Source organism: Roseibium album (genome assembly GCF_001404515.1).
GTDB classification, from domain to species: domain Bacteria; phylum Pseudomonadota; class Alphaproteobacteria; order Rhizobiales; family Stappiaceae; genus Roseibium; species Roseibium album.
In genome coordinates, this window is the sequence record NZ_CXWE01000004.1 from 129,235 (window position 1) to 143,964 (window position 14,730).

The 14,730-nt window shown below is 57.7% G+C and carries 26 protein-coding genes; all 26 read right to left on the reverse strand.

All coding sequences use genetic code 11. The features are described 5' to 3' along the window. Positions 1 to 43 precede the first annotated feature (43 nt). The 26 genes from rplO to LA5095_RS13915 all read right to left on the reverse strand — a co-directional run bounded on the left by rplO (position 44) and on the right by LA5095_RS13915 (position 14,723). Positions 44 to 511: a 50S ribosomal protein L15 gene (rplO, locus tag LA5095_RS13790; RefSeq protein WP_055116824.1), complete on the reverse strand. Its 468-nt coding sequence runs from the start codon at positions 509 to 511 to the stop codon at positions 44 to 46. Between the two features lie 22 nt (positions 512 to 533). Then, positions 534 to 731: a 50S ribosomal protein L30 gene (rpmD, locus tag LA5095_RS13795; RefSeq protein ID WP_006936433.1), complete on the reverse strand. Its 198-nt coding sequence runs from the start codon at positions 729 to 731 to the stop codon at positions 534 to 536. A gap of 41 nt (positions 732 to 772) precedes the next feature. Continuing rightward, on the reverse strand, positions 773 to 1,339 hold the full coding sequence (rpsE, locus tag LA5095_RS13800; RefSeq protein ID WP_035898399.1) for a 30S ribosomal protein S5: 567 nt from the start codon (positions 1,337 to 1,339) through the stop codon (positions 773 to 775). 41 nt (positions 1,340 to 1,380) lie between these two features. Further along, positions 1,381 to 1,743, reverse strand: a complete 363-nt coding sequence (rplR, locus tag LA5095_RS13805) for a 50S ribosomal protein L18 (protein ID WP_055115924.1) — start codon at positions 1,741 to 1,743, stop codon at positions 1,381 to 1,383. A 12-nt stretch (positions 1,744 to 1,755) separates the two neighbouring features. Next, positions 1,756 to 2,289 carry a 50S ribosomal protein L6 gene (gene rplF, locus LA5095_RS13810; protein WP_055115926.1) on the reverse strand — a complete coding sequence of 178 codons (534 nt, stop codon included), beginning with the start codon at positions 2,287 to 2,289 and terminating at the stop codon, positions 1,756 to 1,758. 40 nt (positions 2,290 to 2,329) lie between these two features. Then, positions 2,330 to 2,728 carry a 30S ribosomal protein S8 gene (rpsH, locus tag LA5095_RS13815; protein WP_029061784.1) on the reverse strand — a complete coding sequence of 133 codons (399 nt, stop codon included), beginning with the start codon at positions 2,726 to 2,728 and terminating at the stop codon, positions 2,330 to 2,332. Between the two features lie 12 nt (positions 2,729 to 2,740). Next, complete coding sequence (rpsN, locus tag LA5095_RS13820; RefSeq protein WP_055115929.1) at positions 2,741 to 3,046, reverse strand: 30S ribosomal protein S14; 306 nt, start codon at positions 3,044 to 3,046, stop codon at positions 2,741 to 2,743. 21 nt (positions 3,047 to 3,067) lie between these two features. Further along, positions 3,068 to 3,625 (reverse strand): 50S ribosomal protein L5, encoded by a 558-nt coding sequence (rplE, locus tag LA5095_RS13825; RefSeq protein WP_055115931.1) that lies wholly within the window; start codon positions 3,623 to 3,625, stop codon positions 3,068 to 3,070. Further along, positions 3,618 to 3,935, reverse strand: coding sequence for a 50S ribosomal protein L24 (rplX, locus tag LA5095_RS13830; protein WP_029061781.1), 318 nt, complete (start codon positions 3,933 to 3,935; stop codon positions 3,618 to 3,620). Before rplX ends, rplE begins: the two co-directional genes overlap by 8 nt. Beyond that, entirely contained in the window at positions 3,935 to 4,303 is a 369-nt protein-coding gene (rplN, locus tag LA5095_RS13835) for a 50S ribosomal protein L14 (RefSeq protein WP_008191626.1), read from the reverse strand. The genes rplX and rplN overlap by 1 nt, the downstream gene beginning before the upstream one ends. Positions 4,304 to 4,372: 69 nt before the next feature. Then, positions 4,373 to 4,603, reverse strand: a complete 231-nt coding sequence (rpsQ, locus tag LA5095_RS13840; RefSeq protein WP_029061780.1) for a 30S ribosomal protein S17 — start codon at positions 4,601 to 4,603, stop codon at positions 4,373 to 4,375. A 10-nt stretch (positions 4,604 to 4,613) separates the two neighbouring features. After that, entirely contained in the window at positions 4,614 to 4,814 is a 201-nt protein-coding gene (gene rpmC, locus LA5095_RS13845; RefSeq protein WP_029061779.1) for a 50S ribosomal protein L29, read from the reverse strand. Positions 4,815 to 4,834: 20 nt separating this feature from the next. Beyond that, on the reverse strand, positions 4,835 to 5,248 hold the full coding sequence (gene rplP / locus LA5095_RS13850) for a 50S ribosomal protein L16 (protein WP_055115933.1): 414 nt from the start codon (positions 5,246 to 5,248) through the stop codon (positions 4,835 to 4,837). A 47-nt stretch (positions 5,249 to 5,295) separates the two neighbouring features. Next, positions 5,296 to 6,024, reverse strand: a complete 729-nt coding sequence (gene rpsC, locus LA5095_RS13855; RefSeq protein ID WP_055115934.1) for a 30S ribosomal protein S3 — start codon at positions 6,022 to 6,024, stop codon at positions 5,296 to 5,298. Next, positions 6,024 to 6,404, reverse strand: coding sequence for a 50S ribosomal protein L22 (gene rplV, locus LA5095_RS13860; RefSeq protein ID WP_035898396.1), 381 nt, complete (start codon positions 6,402 to 6,404; stop codon positions 6,024 to 6,026). The genes rpsC and rplV overlap by 1 nt, the downstream gene beginning before the upstream one ends. 2 nt (positions 6,405 to 6,406) lie before the next feature. Continuing rightward, positions 6,407 to 6,685, reverse strand: a complete 279-nt coding sequence (gene rpsS, locus LA5095_RS13865) for a 30S ribosomal protein S19 (protein ID WP_029061775.1) — start codon at positions 6,683 to 6,685, stop codon at positions 6,407 to 6,409. A gap of 12 nt (positions 6,686 to 6,697) precedes the next feature. Then, complete coding sequence (rplB, locus tag LA5095_RS13870; protein ID WP_055115936.1) at positions 6,698 to 7,531, reverse strand: 50S ribosomal protein L2; 834 nt, start codon at positions 7,529 to 7,531, stop codon at positions 6,698 to 6,700. A gap of 16 nt (positions 7,532 to 7,547) precedes the next feature. Beyond that, the gene (locus LA5095_RS13875) at positions 7,548 to 7,841 is read right to left on the reverse strand and encodes a 50S ribosomal protein L23 (protein ID WP_029061773.1); all 294 of its coding nucleotides are present in this window, start codon (positions 7,839 to 7,841) and stop codon (positions 7,548 to 7,550) included. Then, positions 7,838 to 8,458: a 50S ribosomal protein L4 gene (rplD, locus tag LA5095_RS13880; RefSeq protein ID WP_055115938.1), complete on the reverse strand. Its 621-nt coding sequence runs from the start codon at positions 8,456 to 8,458 to the stop codon at positions 7,838 to 7,840. Before rplD ends, LA5095_RS13875 begins: the two co-directional genes overlap by 4 nt. Then, positions 8,458 to 9,168, reverse strand: coding sequence for a 50S ribosomal protein L3 (gene rplC, locus LA5095_RS13885; protein WP_055115940.1), 711 nt, complete (start codon positions 9,166 to 9,168; stop codon positions 8,458 to 8,460). Before rplC ends, rplD begins: the two co-directional genes overlap by 1 nt. 22 nt (positions 9,169 to 9,190) lie before the next feature. Continuing rightward, positions 9,191 to 9,499: a 30S ribosomal protein S10 gene (rpsJ, locus tag LA5095_RS13890; protein ID WP_006936455.1), complete on the reverse strand. Its 309-nt coding sequence runs from the start codon at positions 9,497 to 9,499 to the stop codon at positions 9,191 to 9,193. A 72-nt stretch (positions 9,500 to 9,571) separates the two neighbouring features. Next, positions 9,572 to 10,762 carry an elongation factor Tu gene (tuf, locus tag LA5095_RS13895; RefSeq protein WP_055115943.1) on the reverse strand — a complete coding sequence of 397 codons (1,191 nt, stop codon included), beginning with the start codon at positions 10,760 to 10,762 and terminating at the stop codon, positions 9,572 to 9,574. A gap of 47 nt (positions 10,763 to 10,809) precedes the next feature. After that, a complete protein-coding gene (fusA, locus tag LA5095_RS13900) occupies positions 10,810 to 12,885 on the reverse strand; it encodes an elongation factor G (protein WP_055115944.1) in 2,076 nt (691 codons plus the stop codon). A gap of 24 nt (positions 12,886 to 12,909) precedes the next feature. After that, positions 12,910 to 13,380 (reverse strand): 30S ribosomal protein S7, encoded by a 471-nt coding sequence (rpsG, locus tag LA5095_RS13905; RefSeq protein WP_029060801.1) that lies wholly within the window; start codon positions 13,378 to 13,380, stop codon positions 12,910 to 12,912. 12 nt (positions 13,381 to 13,392) lie between these two features. Further along, the gene (rpsL, locus tag LA5095_RS13910) at positions 13,393 to 13,764 is read right to left on the reverse strand and encodes a 30S ribosomal protein S12 (protein ID WP_006936459.1); all 372 of its coding nucleotides are present in this window, start codon (positions 13,762 to 13,764) and stop codon (positions 13,393 to 13,395) included. Between the two features lie 659 nt (positions 13,765 to 14,423). Then, the gene (locus tag LA5095_RS13915) at positions 14,424 to 14,723 is read right to left on the reverse strand and encodes a hypothetical protein (RefSeq protein ID WP_055115946.1); all 300 of its coding nucleotides are present in this window, start codon (positions 14,721 to 14,723) and stop codon (positions 14,424 to 14,426) included. Positions 14,724 to 14,730 lie beyond the last annotated feature (7 nt).

The window sequence follows — 14,730 nt, forward strand, 5'->3', positions numbered from 1 at the left end:
CTCCGGTTGTATGCTTGCCCAGAAACGGGTAAAGCCCAGGCTGTTAAGCCTGAGCTCCCAGAACGGCAACCTTGCCGCCCGCTTTTTCAATTGCTGCAACAGCGCCTTTGGAGGCACCGGCAACTTCAAAGGTCACTGCCGTTGTCAATTCACCGTTGGCAACGATGCGGACACCGTCACGAACCCGTTTGACTACGCCTGCAGCCTTGAGCACTTCGACGGTCACCGTCTCAGAAGCGTTCAGTTTGCCGGCGTCTATAGCCTTTTGAACACGGCCAACGGACACAGTGTTGTAGTCCTTGGCGAAAATGTTCGTGAAACCACGTTTCGGCAGACGGCGGTGAAGCGGCATCTGACCGCCTTCAAAGCCTTTGATTGACACGCCGGAGCGAGACTTTTGACCTTTGACGCCACGGCCACCGGTCTTGCCCTTGCCGGACCCGATGCCACGTCCAACGCGAGTGCGCTCTGATACGGCACCTTCGTTGTCACGAAGTTCGTTGAGCTTCATTTTGTTTCTCCTCACCCCGTCCTTATGCGTTGTCTTCGACGACGCGAACGAGATGCTGGACCTTATTGATCATGCCGCGCACTTCAGGAGTGTCCTTCAGCGTGGAACGGCGGTGCATCTTGTTCAGGCCAAGACCGACGAGCGTCGCGCGCTGATCCTTCGGACGGCGCAGCGGGCTGCCGATCTGTTCGACCGTAACAGTCTTTTCTGTGTTCGCCATGGAACCTACCCTCTTTCAGCTGGGGTCCGGAGCCGCCAAGGTCAAGCCTCGGCGGCAGCCGGAGCCGCCTCTTCGTTGTTGTCACGACGCCGCGACTGCAGCACTGAAACCTTCAGGCCACGGCGGGCGGCGACAGAACGCGGGCTGTCTTCCTTTTTCAACGCGGCAAACGTTGCACGAACCATGTTGTAAGGGTTCGATGTCCCGAGGGACTTTGCAACAACGTCCTGGACGCCGAGCGTCTCGAACACTGCACGCATCGGGCCACCTGCGATGATACCGGTACCTGCCGGAGCTGCGCGCAGCAGAACCTTGCCGGCACCATGACGGCCTTCCACATCGTGATGGAGGGTACGACCTTCGCGAAGCGGCACACGGATCATCGTGCGCTTTGCAGCTTCTGTTGCCTTACGGATGGCTTCCGGCACTTCGCGTGCCTTGCCATGACCGAAGCCGACACGGCCCTTCTGGTCACCAACCACAACAAGCGCTGCGAACCCGAAGCGACGGCCACCCTTGACCACTTTTGCAACGCGGTTGATGTGAACGAGCTTGTCGACGAATTCGCTGTCTCGCTCATCGCGATCGCGATTATCCTGTCTCGCCATTTTATACGTCTTCCGTTCTTAAGAGCGCCAACGGGCGCTGGTCAGAATTCAAGTCCACCTTCGCGGGCTGCATCGGCAAGCGCTTTGATACGCCCATGATACATGTACCCGCCCCGGTCGAACACGACCTGCTTGACGCCTGCGGCTACTGCTCGCTCTGCGACAAGCTTGCCAACGGCAGCAGCTGCTGCGACGTCGGCGCCCGTTTTCAGGCTGCCCTTGAGATCATTTTCGATCGTAGAAGCAGAGGCAATTGTATGCCCCTTCGCATCGTCAATGATCTGGGCATAGATCTGCTTCGACGAGCGGAAGATGGAAAGGCGCGGGCGTTCGCCGGCGGCTTTCCTGATCGAACGACGCACGCGATCGCGGCGGCGTTCGAAAGCTTGTTTGCTGTTCGCCATGATCCAGGTCCGTTACTTCTTCTTGCCTTCTTTGCGGACGATGAACTCGTCTGCATAACGTACGCCTTTACCCTTGTAGGGTTCCGGCGGGCGGAATTCGCGGATTTCAGCAGCCACCTGACCGACACGCTGTTTGTCGGTACCTGTGATGTTGATTTCCGTTGGTTTCGGGCATTTGATGTCGATGCCTTCCGGGATCGGATAGACAACATCATGCGAGAAACCCAGCGCGAGCTGAAGATTTTGGCCCTGGACCTGGGCGCGGTAACCGACACCGGTGATCGCGAGGTCTTTCTTGAAGCCCTCCGTTACGCCGGTTATCAGGTTCAACACCATCGTCCGGCTCATGCCCCACATGGAGCGAGCAGGCTTGGTATCGTTGCGTGGATCAATCTTGATCCCGTCATCAGTCATTTCGGCCAGAACAAGATCATTGAGCACGAAAGCTTTTTCGCCTTTCGGGCCCTTGACCGTAACTGTCTGGCCGTCGATCGATGCCGTTACCCCGCTTGGCACGGGGACTGGCTTTTTGCCAATACGAGACATGTGACCAACCTTGTCGTTGTTTAAAGATAAGGTAACCGCATCAGAAGACGCGGCAAAGCACCTCACCACCTACATTTTCATCCCGCGCCTGATGGTCGCTCATGACACCGCGCGGAGTCGATATGATCGACACGCCCAGGCCATTGGAGACATGCGGGATGTTTCTCACCGACGAGTAAACTCGGCGTCCCGGCTTTGATACCCGCTCAATCGTGCGGATAACCGGTTCACCGTCGAAATACTTCAGTTCGATTTCCAACTCGGACTTACCGCCCTCGTAGTCAACCGTGGTGTAGCCACGGATGTAACCCTCTTTTGCAAGCACATCAAGTACGTGTGCACGCAATTTGGAATTTGGTGAGTTGACCTTGTTCTTGCGACGCATCTGGGCGTTGCGAATCCGGGTCAACATATCCCCCAACGGATCAGTAATTGCCATCGGAGTTTCTCCTTACCAGCTCGACTTGACCAGGCCCGGGATCTTACCCAGGGAGCCAAGTTCACGAAGCGCGATACGTGACATCTTCAACTTGCGGTAAAAACCGCGCGGGCGACCGGACACTTCGCAACGGTTGCGAACGCGGTTCGGTGCAGAGTTCCGTGGCAGTTTCGCCAGCTTCAGACGTGCGTTGTACCGCTCTTCCAGAGACAGGCTTTCATCTTTAGCCATCGCCTTGAGAGCAGAGCGCTTCTCAGCATATTTCTTGACAAGCTTCTCGCGGCGCTTGTTTTTCTCGATTGCGCTTTTCTTCGCCATCGTCGGTCCCTTCCTTGCCCGTTACTTCGTGAACGGGAAGTTGAACGCGCGCAGAAGCTCGCGTGCCTCGTCATCAGTCGGCGCCGTGGTGCAAACGATCACATCCATACCCCAGATCTGGTCGACCTTGTCGTACTCGATCTCCGGGAACACGATATGCTCTTTGATACCCATGGCGTAGTTGCCACGACCGTCGAAGCTCTTCGGGTTCAGGCCACGGAAGTCACGAACACGCGGAAGCGCGATTGTGATCAGACGGTCCATGAATTCGTACATCTGCTGACTGCGCAAAGTCACCTTCGCACCAAGCGGCATGCCTTCACGAACCTTGAAGGTCGCGATGGATTTCTTGGCCTTGGTGATGACCGGCTTCTGGCCGGCAATTGCAGCCAGGTCTTCAGCAGCAATACGCGCTTTCTTGGAGTCTGCAACCGCCTCGCCAACACCGATGTTGAGGACGATCTTTTCCAGTTGCGGAACCTGCATGACGTTCTTGTACTGGAATTTCTCCAGAAGCTGCTCGCGCACGACGTCATTGTAATGCGTCTTCAGACGCGGCACATTAGTGGTCTCAGCCATCGATCAGGTCTCCCGAACGTCTGGCCACACGTACCTTGGTGCCATCGTCCTGCACTTTGAAACCGACACGCGTCGGCTTGCCGTCCTTAGGATCGGCCAGCGCGATATTGGACAGGTGGATCGGTGCCTCTTTGGACACGATACCAGCTTCCTGCGCCTGGGTCTGTTTCTGGTGGCGGCGGACCATGTTGATACCACGGACCAGGGCCTTGTTGTCGGACTTGATCATCTGAATGACCTCGCCGGACTTACCCTTGTCACGACCGGTCAGAACGACCACCGTGTCGCCTTTTTTAATTTTCGCAGCCATCAGAGCACCTCCGGCGCGAGCGATATGATCTTCATATGGTTCTTGGCGCGGAGTTCACGCGGCACCGGACCGAAGATACGGGTGCCGACCGGCTCCTTGTTGTTGTTGACCAGCACGGCCGCATTGCGGTCGAACCGGATCACGCTGCCATCGGGACGGCGGATATCCTTAGCCGTGCGCACGACGACAGCCTTCATCACGTCGCCCTTTTTGACGCGCCCCCGCGGAATAGCCTCTTTGACGGAAACAACGATGATGTCTCCGACCTGGGCGTATTTACGCTTGGAGCCGCCGAGCACTTTGATGCACATGACACGACGGGCGCCGGAATTGTCGGCGACGTCGAGGTTTGTTTGCATCTGAATCATGACTGGCTGCCTTGTTCTTCTAGTGGCGCTCGGGTCACGGGCGCCTGATGCTCACTGAATGGAGCGTGGTCACTGAGCGACCACAGTCCAACGTTTGTTTTTCGAGACCGGCGCACACTCTTCAATCTGAACAGAGTCGCCAACCTTGTACTGGTTGCTTTCGTCGTGTGCGCGGTACTTCTTCGTCCGGCGCACAGTCTTCTTCAGCAGCGGGTGGGTGAAGCGGCGCTCCACGTTAACCGTCACCGTCTTGTCATTCGCGTTGCTGACAACGGTGCCCTGCAGGATACGCTTCGGCATTGCCGTCTCCTTACGCGTTAGTCGACACGCGCTTTTCGCGCATGATCGTCTGGATACGCGCGATGTCCCGGCGGATCTGCCGGACTCGCGCTGTGTTTTCGAGCTGACCCGTTGCCTTCTGAAAGCGCAGATTGAACTGTTCTTTCTTCAGGACTTCAAGCTCACCACGGAGCTCGTCGGGGGTCTTGGCCCGTACATCGGTCGCCTTCATGGCTTAACTCCTCGCGTGCCTTACTCGCCGATACGCTGAACGAAACGGCACTTGATCGGCAGCTTGGCGGCGGCAAGACGCATGGCTTCACGCGCAATGTCTTCCGGCACACCGTCGATTTCAAACATGATCCGGCCAGGCTTGACACGGCAAGCCCAGTAATCCGGAGAACCTTTACCCTTACCCATGCGGACTTCGGCTGGCTTCGATGAAACCGGAACGTCCGGGAAGATACGGATCCAAACACGACCCGCACGCTTCATGTGACGGGTCATAGCACGACGGGCCGCTTCGATCTGACGTGCAGTCACACGCTCTGGCTCCAAAGCCTTCAGACCGAATGCGCCGAAGTTGAGGTCGGTGCCCCCCTTCGACAAGCCGTGGATGCGGCCCTTGTGCTGCTTGCGGAACTTTGTGCGCTTCGGTTGCAGCATCGTTCTTCTCTCGTCTTTCTTGTCTTACGAGCGGCTGGCAGCTTGACTTAAGCTGCGCGCTCGCGGCCCCGATCCCGGCGTCCGCCGCGATCACCGTGGTTACCTTCGGAAGCAGCCGTTGCGCGACGCTCGGACGCCATCGGGTCATGCTCCAGAATTTCACCCTTGAAGATCCAGACCTTCACACCGCACACACCGTAAGCCGTGTGGGCGCTCGCAACACCGTAATCGATGTCGGCACGCAGTGTGTGAAGCGGCACACGGCCTTCACGGTACCATTCGATACGCGCGATTTCCGCACCGCCGAGGCGGCCGCCGCAATTGATCCGGATGCCCTGGGCGCCGAGACGCATGGCGGACTGAACAGCCCGTTTCATGGCGCGGCGGAAAGCAACGCGGCGTTCCAGCTGCTGAGCGATCGAGGCGGCAACCAGTGTCGCGTCGATTTCCGGCTTGCGAACTTCAACGATGTTGAGGTGCACTTCCGAATTGGTGATATCGGCAATCTTCTTGCGAAGACGCTCGATGTCGGCACCTTTTTTACCGATGACCACACCCGGACGGCCGGAATGAATGGACACGCGGCACTTCTTGTGCGGGCGCTCGATCACAACCTTTGAAACCGCGGCCTGCTTCAATTCCTTCAGGAGGAATTCACGGATGCGGAAATCTTCATGAAGAAGATCGCCGTATTCGTTCTTGTTCGCGTACCAGCGGGAATCCCAGGTGCGGTTAATCCCGAGGCGCATGCCGATCGGGTTTACTTTATGTCCCATCAGGCGGTCTCCTCAAGTTCACGCACGACGATGGTCAGGTTCGAGAAAGGCTTCTCGATCCGACCGACACGGCCGCGTGCACGGGCCTGGAACCGCTTGATGACAAAAGCTTTGCCAACATGAGCTTCGGCAACCACCAGGTTGTCGATATCCAGGTCATGATTGTTTTCCGCATTCGCAACGGCTGACATCAGTGTTTTCTTGACATCCTGCGCGATGCGCTTGCGGGAGAACGTCAGGTCCGCAATGGCGGAACCGACTTTTTTGCCGCGGATCGCAGCCGCAACGAGGTTCAGCTTGCGAGGAGAAACACGCAGCATACGGGTCATTGCCCTTGCCTCGTTGTCAGCGAGCGTCCGCTCACGCTTCGGCTTGCCCATCGTTACTTCCTCTTCGCCTTCTTGTCGGCGCCATGACCGTAATAGGTCCGGCTCGGTGAAAACTCACCGAACTTGTGACCGATCATTTCTTCAGACACCAGCACCGGAACGTGCTTTTGACCGTTGTAGACGCCGAAGGTCAAACCGACGAACTGCGGCAGGATCGTTGAGCGGCGGCTCCAGGTCTTGATGACCTCGTTCCGGCCGGACTCACGTACCTTGTCCGCTTTGTTCAGCAGATACCCGTCGACAAACGGACCTTTCCAGATCGAACGTGCCACGATCCTTGCCCTTTACTTCTTGCGCGCGTGGCGGCTGCGGACGATATATTTATCAGTCTGCTTATTGCGCCGCGTACGCTTACCTTTGGTCGGTTTACCCCAAGGAGTAACCGGATGACGACCGCCAGAGGTCCTGCCCTCACCACCACCATGTGGGTGATCGATCGGGTTCATGGCAACGCCGCGAGTATGCGGACGAATGCCAAGCCAGCGGGAACGGCCTGCCTTGCCGAGATTTATGTTGCCGTGGTCCGGGTTGGACACGGCACCAATGGAAGCCATGCATGTGCCAAGCACACGGCGCTGCTCACCAGACATGAGACGCAGCGTGGTGTAGCCCTGGTCACGGCCTACGATTTGAACGAATGCACCGGCAGACCGAGCGATCTGGGCGCCTTTGCCCGGCTTCAGCTCAATGTTGTGCACGATCGTTCCAACCGGAATGCGCGACAGCGGCGCTGCGTTGCCCGGCTTCACGTCGACGTTTTCACCGGCGACAACTGTGTCACCGACAGCCAGGCGCTGAGGCGCCAGGATGTAGCTCAGTTCGCCGTCTTCGTAACGGATGAGAGCGATGAATGCGGTCCTGTTCGGATCGTACTCGAGGCGCTCGACCGTTGCCGGCACGTCCCACTTGCGCCGCTTGAAGTCGACAAGACGGTAAGACCGCTTGTGACCGCCACCGCGGTTTGGAGACGTCAGACGACCGGTGTTGTTACGACCGCCCTTCTTGGACAGACCCTCGGTCAGAGTTTTGACCGGCTTGCCCTTATGCAGGCCAGAGCGGTCAACCTGAACAAGCTGACGGCGACCTGGGGACGTCGGATTGAATGTCTTTAGTGCCATTTTCTAAGTCCCCGCCTCAGAGCCCGGTGGTCACGTCGATGCCGTGACCTTCCTGCAGCGTAACGACGGCCTTCTTGAAGTCGGACTGGCGGCCAAGACGTCCGCGGAAGCGCTTCACCTTGCCCTTGCGGACCAGGGTATTCACTGCCGTGACCTTGACGCCGAACAGTGCTTCGACAGCGGCCTTGATTTCCGGCTTTGTTGCGTCATTGGCAACCTTGAAGACAACCTTGTTCTCTTCGGAAGCCATCGTCGACTTTTCGGTGATTACCGGGCCAACGATTTTGTCATAGTGAGGAAGTTTGCTCATTTGAAGCGCTCCTCAAGTGCGGACACCGCAGCCTTGGTCAACACCAGGGTGTTGGCCCGCAGGATGTCGTAAACATTGATACCCTGCACCGGCAGCACATCCACATGCGGAATGTTGCGGGACGCCAGTGCGAAGTTGTTGTCGATGTCGGCACCGTCAATCACAAGAGCGCTGGTCAGGCCGAGCTTTTCGAGCTGGGACTTCAGAGCCTTGGTCTTTGCTTCGGCTGCCTTCGCGTCTTCGACGACAACGATGCTGTCAGCTCGCGCCTTCGCGGACAAAGCATGCTTCAGACCGAGGGAGCGAACCTTCTTCGGCAGATCATGGCTATGATCACGAACGCTCGGACCGAACGCCTTGCCACCACCGCGGAACTGCGGGGCTTTCTTGTTACCGTGACGTGCGCCGCCGGAACCCTTCTGGCGGACGAACTTCTTCGTCGAACCGGAGATATCCGCGCGTTGCAGCGTATTGTGGGTACCCGCCTGGCGCTTGGCCAACTGCCAGCGCACCACTCGGTGGATCAAATCGGTGCGCGGCTCGAGACCAAAGATCTCGTCAGACACCGTGATCGAACCGGCCGCCCCACCTTCGAGGGTCTTGACCTGGAGTTCCATCACTCACTCTCCTTCCCGGCAACCTCAGCCGCTTCGGATGCCTTGAATGCACCCGGAACCGGAACGTTTTCCGGCAGCGCCTTTTTGATCGCGTCGCGAACCAGGATCCAGCCGCCTTTGGCACCCGGAACCGAACCTTCGACCATGATCAGGCCACGCTCAACATCAGTGCGCACAACCTTCAGGTTCTGCGTGGTCACGCGGGCATCGCCCATATGACCGGCCATTTTCTTGCCCTTGAACACGCGGCCCGGGTCCTGACACTGACCCGTGGAACCGTGTGAGCGGTGCGAGATCGAGTTACCGTGGGATGCACGGCCACCACCGAAGTTGTGGCGTTTCATCGCCCCGGCAAATCCCTTGCCGATGGACGTCCCGGTCACATCCACGAACTGGCCTTCGACGTAGTGATCCGCGGTCATTTCCGCGCCAACGTCGATCAAGTTGTCCGCTGTTACGCGGAACTCGGCAACCGTCCGCTTAGGCTCGACCTTTGCAACAGCAAAATGACCGCGCAGCGCCTTGGGCGTATTCTTTACTTTACGGGTACCCGCGCCGAGCTGCAGCGCAGTGTAACCATTCTTTTCGTCAGTCCGGTGGGCTACCACCTGGCAGTTTTCCAGCCGCAAAACCGTGACTGGAACATGCTCGCCCGCATCGTTGTAGATGCGGGTCATGCCCACTTTCTGAGCGATCACTCCAGAACGCATGATGTGTCCCCTTGACCCCGCCTTAGAGCTTGATCTCGACGTCAACACCAGCGGCCAGGTCGAGCTTCATCAGCGCGTCCACCGTCTGGGGCGTCGGATCCACGATGTCGAGAAGACGCTTGTGCGTACGCATCTCGAACTGATCGCGGCTTTTCTTATCGATATGCGGTCCGCGAAGTACCGTGTACTTCTCGATCCGCGTCGGCAGCGGCACGGGACCCCGCACCTGAGCACCGGTCCGCTTGGCCGTATTGACGATCTCCTTGGTGGAGGCGTCGAGAATACGGTGGTCAAACGCCTTCAGGCGGATCCGGATATTCTGACCGTTCATTGTTATTGTTCCCAATAAGACTGCGGGCCTGCCCGCGCTACGTTTTGTTACACCGGCAGGCCCGGCTGTCGATTATTCGATGATGGATGCGACGACGCCTGCGCCGACGGTACGGCCACCTTCGCGGATCGCGAAGCGCAGGCCTTCTTCCATGGCGATCGGCACGATCAGTTCAACGTCAACGGAGACGTTGTCGCCAGGCATCACCATTTCCGTGCCTTCCGGCAAGGACACCACACCCGTCACGTCCGTCGTACGGAAGTAGAACTGCGGGCGGTAGTTGGTGAAGAACGGCGTATGACGGCCACCTTCTTCCTTGGTGAGGATGTAAGCCTCGGCCTTGAACTTCGTGTGCGGGGTAACGGAACCCGGCTTGCAAAGAACCTGGCCGCGCTCAACTTCCTCGCGGCCAACGCCGCGGATCAGCGCACCGATGTTGTCGCCGGCTTCGCCGCTGTCCAGCAGCTTGCGGAACATTTCAACGCCGGTAACCGTCGTCTTGGTGGTGTCCTTGATGCCGACGATCTCGACTTCTTCACCCACCTTGACGATACCGCGCTCAACACGACCGGTCACAACAGTACCGCGGCCGGAGATCGAGAACACGTCTTCGATCGGCATCAGGAACGGCAGATCCTTCGGACGATCGGGCGTCGGGATGTACTCGTCGACCTGCGCCATCAGCTCGCGGATCGCGTCACGGCCGATCGCCGCATCGCGGTTCTCGACAGCTGCAAGCGCTGAACCCTTGACGATCGGAATGTCGTCGCCCGGGTACTCGTAGGAAGCCAGCAATTCGCGGATTTCCATCTCGACAAGCTCAAGAAGCTCTTCATCGTCGACCTGGTCGACCTTGTTCATGAAAACAACAAGAGCCGGAACGCCAACCTGACGGGCAAGCAGGATGTGCTCGCGCGTCTGCGGCATCGGGCCGTCTGCTGAAGACACGACAAGGATCGCGCCGTCCATCTGCGCGGCACCCGTGATCATGTTCTTCACGTAGTCGGCATGGCCCGGGCAGTCAACGTGAGCGTAGTGACGGTTTTCCGTCTCGTACTCAACGTGTGCCGTGGAGATCGTGATACCGCGTGCCTTTTCTTCAGGCGCGCCGTCAATCTCGTCATAGGCTTTTGCTTCGGCGCCGCCAGTTTCGGCAAGCGTCATCGTGATTGCAGCAGTCAGCGTCGTCTTGCCATGGTCAACGTGGCCAATCGTGCCAATATTAACGTGCGGCTTGTTGCGCTCAAATTTTTCCTTCGCCATCGGATTACTCCGTTTCTCTATTTCTTCTTGACGTTAAGAGGTCAGGTTCAGGCGTATTTCGCCTGAACCTCTTCGGCGACAGCCTGCGGCACCTGCTCGTAGTGATCGAACACCATCGAGTACTGTGCGCGGCCTTGAGACATGGAACGCAGATTGTTCACGTAACCAAACATGTTGGCCAACGGAACCATTGCGGTGATGACTGTCACGATGCCCCGGTTCTCCGTACCCGCGATCTGGCCGCGGCGGGAGTTCAGGTCACCAATCACGTCACCCATGTAGTCTTCCGGGGTGACAACCTCGACCTTCATGATCGGCTCGAGCAATTTCGGGCCTGCCTTCTGAATGGCTTCGCGGAAGCCGGCACGACCGGCAATCTCGAAGGCCAGAACAGAAGAGTCGACATCGTGGTATGCACCGTCGGTCAAAGTTGCCTTGATGTCGAGCATCGGGAAACCAGCCAGCGGTCCAGAGGACATGACGCTCTCGATACCTTTGGTAACGCCCGGAATGTATTCTTTCGGAACATTACCGCCGACAACCTTGCTGTCGAAGACATAACCTTCGTTCGGCTCTGCCGGCTCGATGGTGAGTTTGATACGAGCAAACTGACCGGAACCACCGGACTGCTTCTTGTGGGTGTAGTCCACATCGGCAACCTTGGTGATTGTTTCGCGATAAGCAACCTGAGGTGCACCGATATTCGCTTCGACCTTGAATTCACGCTTCATGCGGTCGACGATGATATCAAGGTGCAACTCGCCCATTCCGGCGATGATAGTCTGACCGGATTCCTCGTCCGTCTTCACGCGGAAGGACGGATCCTCGGCTGCCAGACGGTTCAGGGCAAGGCCCATCTTTTCCTGGTCACCCTTGGTTTTCGGCTCGACCGCGATCTCGATGACCGGCTCGGGGAATTCCATGCGCTCCAGGATCACCGGCTTAAGCGGATCACACAGCGTGTCGCCTGTCGTCGTGTCCTTCAGACCCGCAATAGCAACGATGTCGCCTGCATATGCAACATCAATGTCCTCGCGGGAGTTGGAGTGCATCTGCATCATGCGGCCAACGCGTTCACGCTTGTCTTTCACCGTGTTGAGAAGGGACGTACCCTTGTTCAGAACACCGGAATAGATGCGGCAGAACGTCAGCGAGCCGACGAACGGGTCGTTTGCAATCTTGAATGCCAGCAGGCCAAGCGGCTCTTCGTCCGAGGACTTCCGCTCGACTTCAGCTTCGGTCTTCGGGTCAATGCCCTTGATCGCCGGCACTTCGACCGGGTTCGGCAGGAAGTCGACAACTGCGTCCAGCAGTGGCTGCACACCTTTGTTCTTGAATGCAGAACCACAGAAGATCGGAACGAATTCGCCGCTGATGGTACCCTTGCGGATCAGCTCTTTCAGCTTTTCCATGGTCGGCTCTTCACCTTCCAGGTAAGCTTCCATTGCCTCTTCGTCCACTTCGACGGCAGTCTCGATCATAGCGTCGCGCAGTTCTTGCGCACGATCGGCAAGATCGGCAGGAATGTCGACTTCATCCCAGGCAGCACCAAGATTTTCAGCCTGCCAGATCAGAGCCTTCATTTTAAGAAGGTCGACACAGCCGGCAAATTCGCTCTCGGCGCCAACCGGCAGCTGCATGACCAACGGAGTCGCGCCAAGGCGTTCCTTGATCATGGTGACACAGCGATCGAAATCGGCGCCCAGCTTGTCCATCTTGTTGACGAAGATCATCCGCGGGACGTTGTACTTGTCGGCCTGACGCCAGACAGTTTCGGTCTGCGGCTCGACACCGGCGTTAGCGTCCAGAAGAGCAACGGCGCCGTCGAGAACACGGAGCGAACGCTCAACTTCAATGGTGAAGTCAACGTGGCCCGGGGTGTCGATGATGTTCAGCCGCTTGTCGTTCCAGAAAGCGGTGGTTGCAGCAGAGGTGATCGTGATGCCACGCTCCTGCTCCTGCTCCATCCAGTCCATGGTGGCGGCACCATCATGAACTTCGCCGATCTTGTGGCTCTTGCCAGTGTAGTAGAGGATCCGCTCGGTCGTAGTGGTCTTGCCAGCATCGATGTGAGCCATGATGCCGAAGTTACGGTAGTCCTCGATATTATGCGTGCGCGACATAGCGTCAGCCCTTCGAAGTAACTTTTACCAGCGGTAGTGCGAGAACGCGCGGTTGGCGTCTGCCATCCGGTGCGTATCTTCACGCTTCTTAACTGCGGTACCACGGTTGTTTGCAGCATCGAGCAGCTCGCCGGACAGGCGGTCAACCATTGTGGTTTCGTTGCGGTTGCGCGCGGCGGTAATCAACCAGCGGATCGCAAGAGCCTGACGGCGCTCGTTGCGGACCTCGACCGGGACCTGGTAGGTCGCACCACCAACACGGCGGGAGCGGACTTCCACTTGCGGCATGACATTTTCAAGAGCCGCATGGAAAACCTCGATCGGGTTCTCGCGGGTCTTGTTCTCGACCACGTCGAAAGCACCGTATACGATGCGCTCGGCGGTGGATTTCTTGCCGTCATACATGATGGAGTTCATGAATTTGGTGACGACCATATCCCCGAATTTCGGATCCGGGTTGATTTCGCGTTTTTCTGCGCGGTGACGACGGGACATCTAATGTGCTCCTTACTTCGGCCGCTTGGCGCCGTATTTCGAACGGCGCTGCTTACGATCCTTGACGCCCTGGGTATCGAGCACACCACGGATGATGTGGTAGCGAACACCCGGCAAATCCTTCACGCGGCCGCCACGGATCATCACCACCGAGTGTTCCTGAAGGTTGTGACCTTCACCCGGGATGTAGCCGATGACTTCGAAGCCGTTGGTCAGGCGGATCTTGGCCACCTTACGCAGAGCCGAGTTCGGCTTCTTCGGCGTCGTCGTGTAAACGCGGGTGCAAACACCACGCTTCTGAGGGCAGGCCTCCATGGCCGGCACCTTGTTCCGCTTCGGCGGATCTTTCCGCGGCTTGCGGATCAACTGGTTGATGGTCGGCATTCTTTGCCCTTTACCTTGTCCATCCAAAAATTCGTATGCAACTGCAGTCCCTCGCCGATCTTGCAAGCCAACAAACATGCAAAATCGCGCCCGCACGCTCTGAGAGCGGCCGGCGCTGCGAAAAACCAGAGGACCACGAGTAAACCCGCGGTCATGCAATCGACGCGTATTCGCCTATCTATACCCGGCAGCGTTTAAAAGGATTGGGTCCTGCGCCTTGGATCAGCGCTGGACGGTTCACTCTTACCGCCTGCCCTTGGGATGCGCGGAACCTACTCATATGCACCCCATGCGTCAAGTGCTTTGTCGAAAAAACCATGATTGCATTGACGATCATCCATCAGTTCAAATTATTGCAATGAATTCAATGGCCTGACATAACTTTGCGCACTATTTGAAGTGGATTCGAGTAATTTTATTTCGTAGCCGAATTCTGCGAGCGATCAAAGCAAGGAATCGTTCGGGTATTCCTTGTTAAATGTCTGTAAGATTCACAGGTGAAACCGGCTATAGCTCAATGCCGACTCACCACAGGTCCCGGCCAACGTCGACGATCGGTCTCGCGCCTCACATTTCCGGCTCGAATATGCTGCTTCAAACGCCTCGCGGAACACGTGCCGCACAACAGCCCGGGAGTGCGTCATCCGTAACGAACCCGGTCAGCCTTCACCGGAAAAAGTCACGATTGCCACATTGCCCGCGAGCGCATCCTGGTAGGCCCCTTCGTAAAGCGGATCGTCGGGTTCCCCGTCCATGACCCCGATCTGGTCGAGCTCGGCTTCGGCAAAACCCTGGCCCTGCAGGGCTTCAAGGGTTCTGCGAACCGCATCATCATCGTCCGGCGCTCTCAGAAGCGCATGAATCGTCACGGCATCATCCGGGAGCGCTTCTTCGTTTTCCCAGACCCGGCCGATGACGATATAGACCACCGGTTCCATTTCGACTTCGTTGTCGTTCATCATGTTG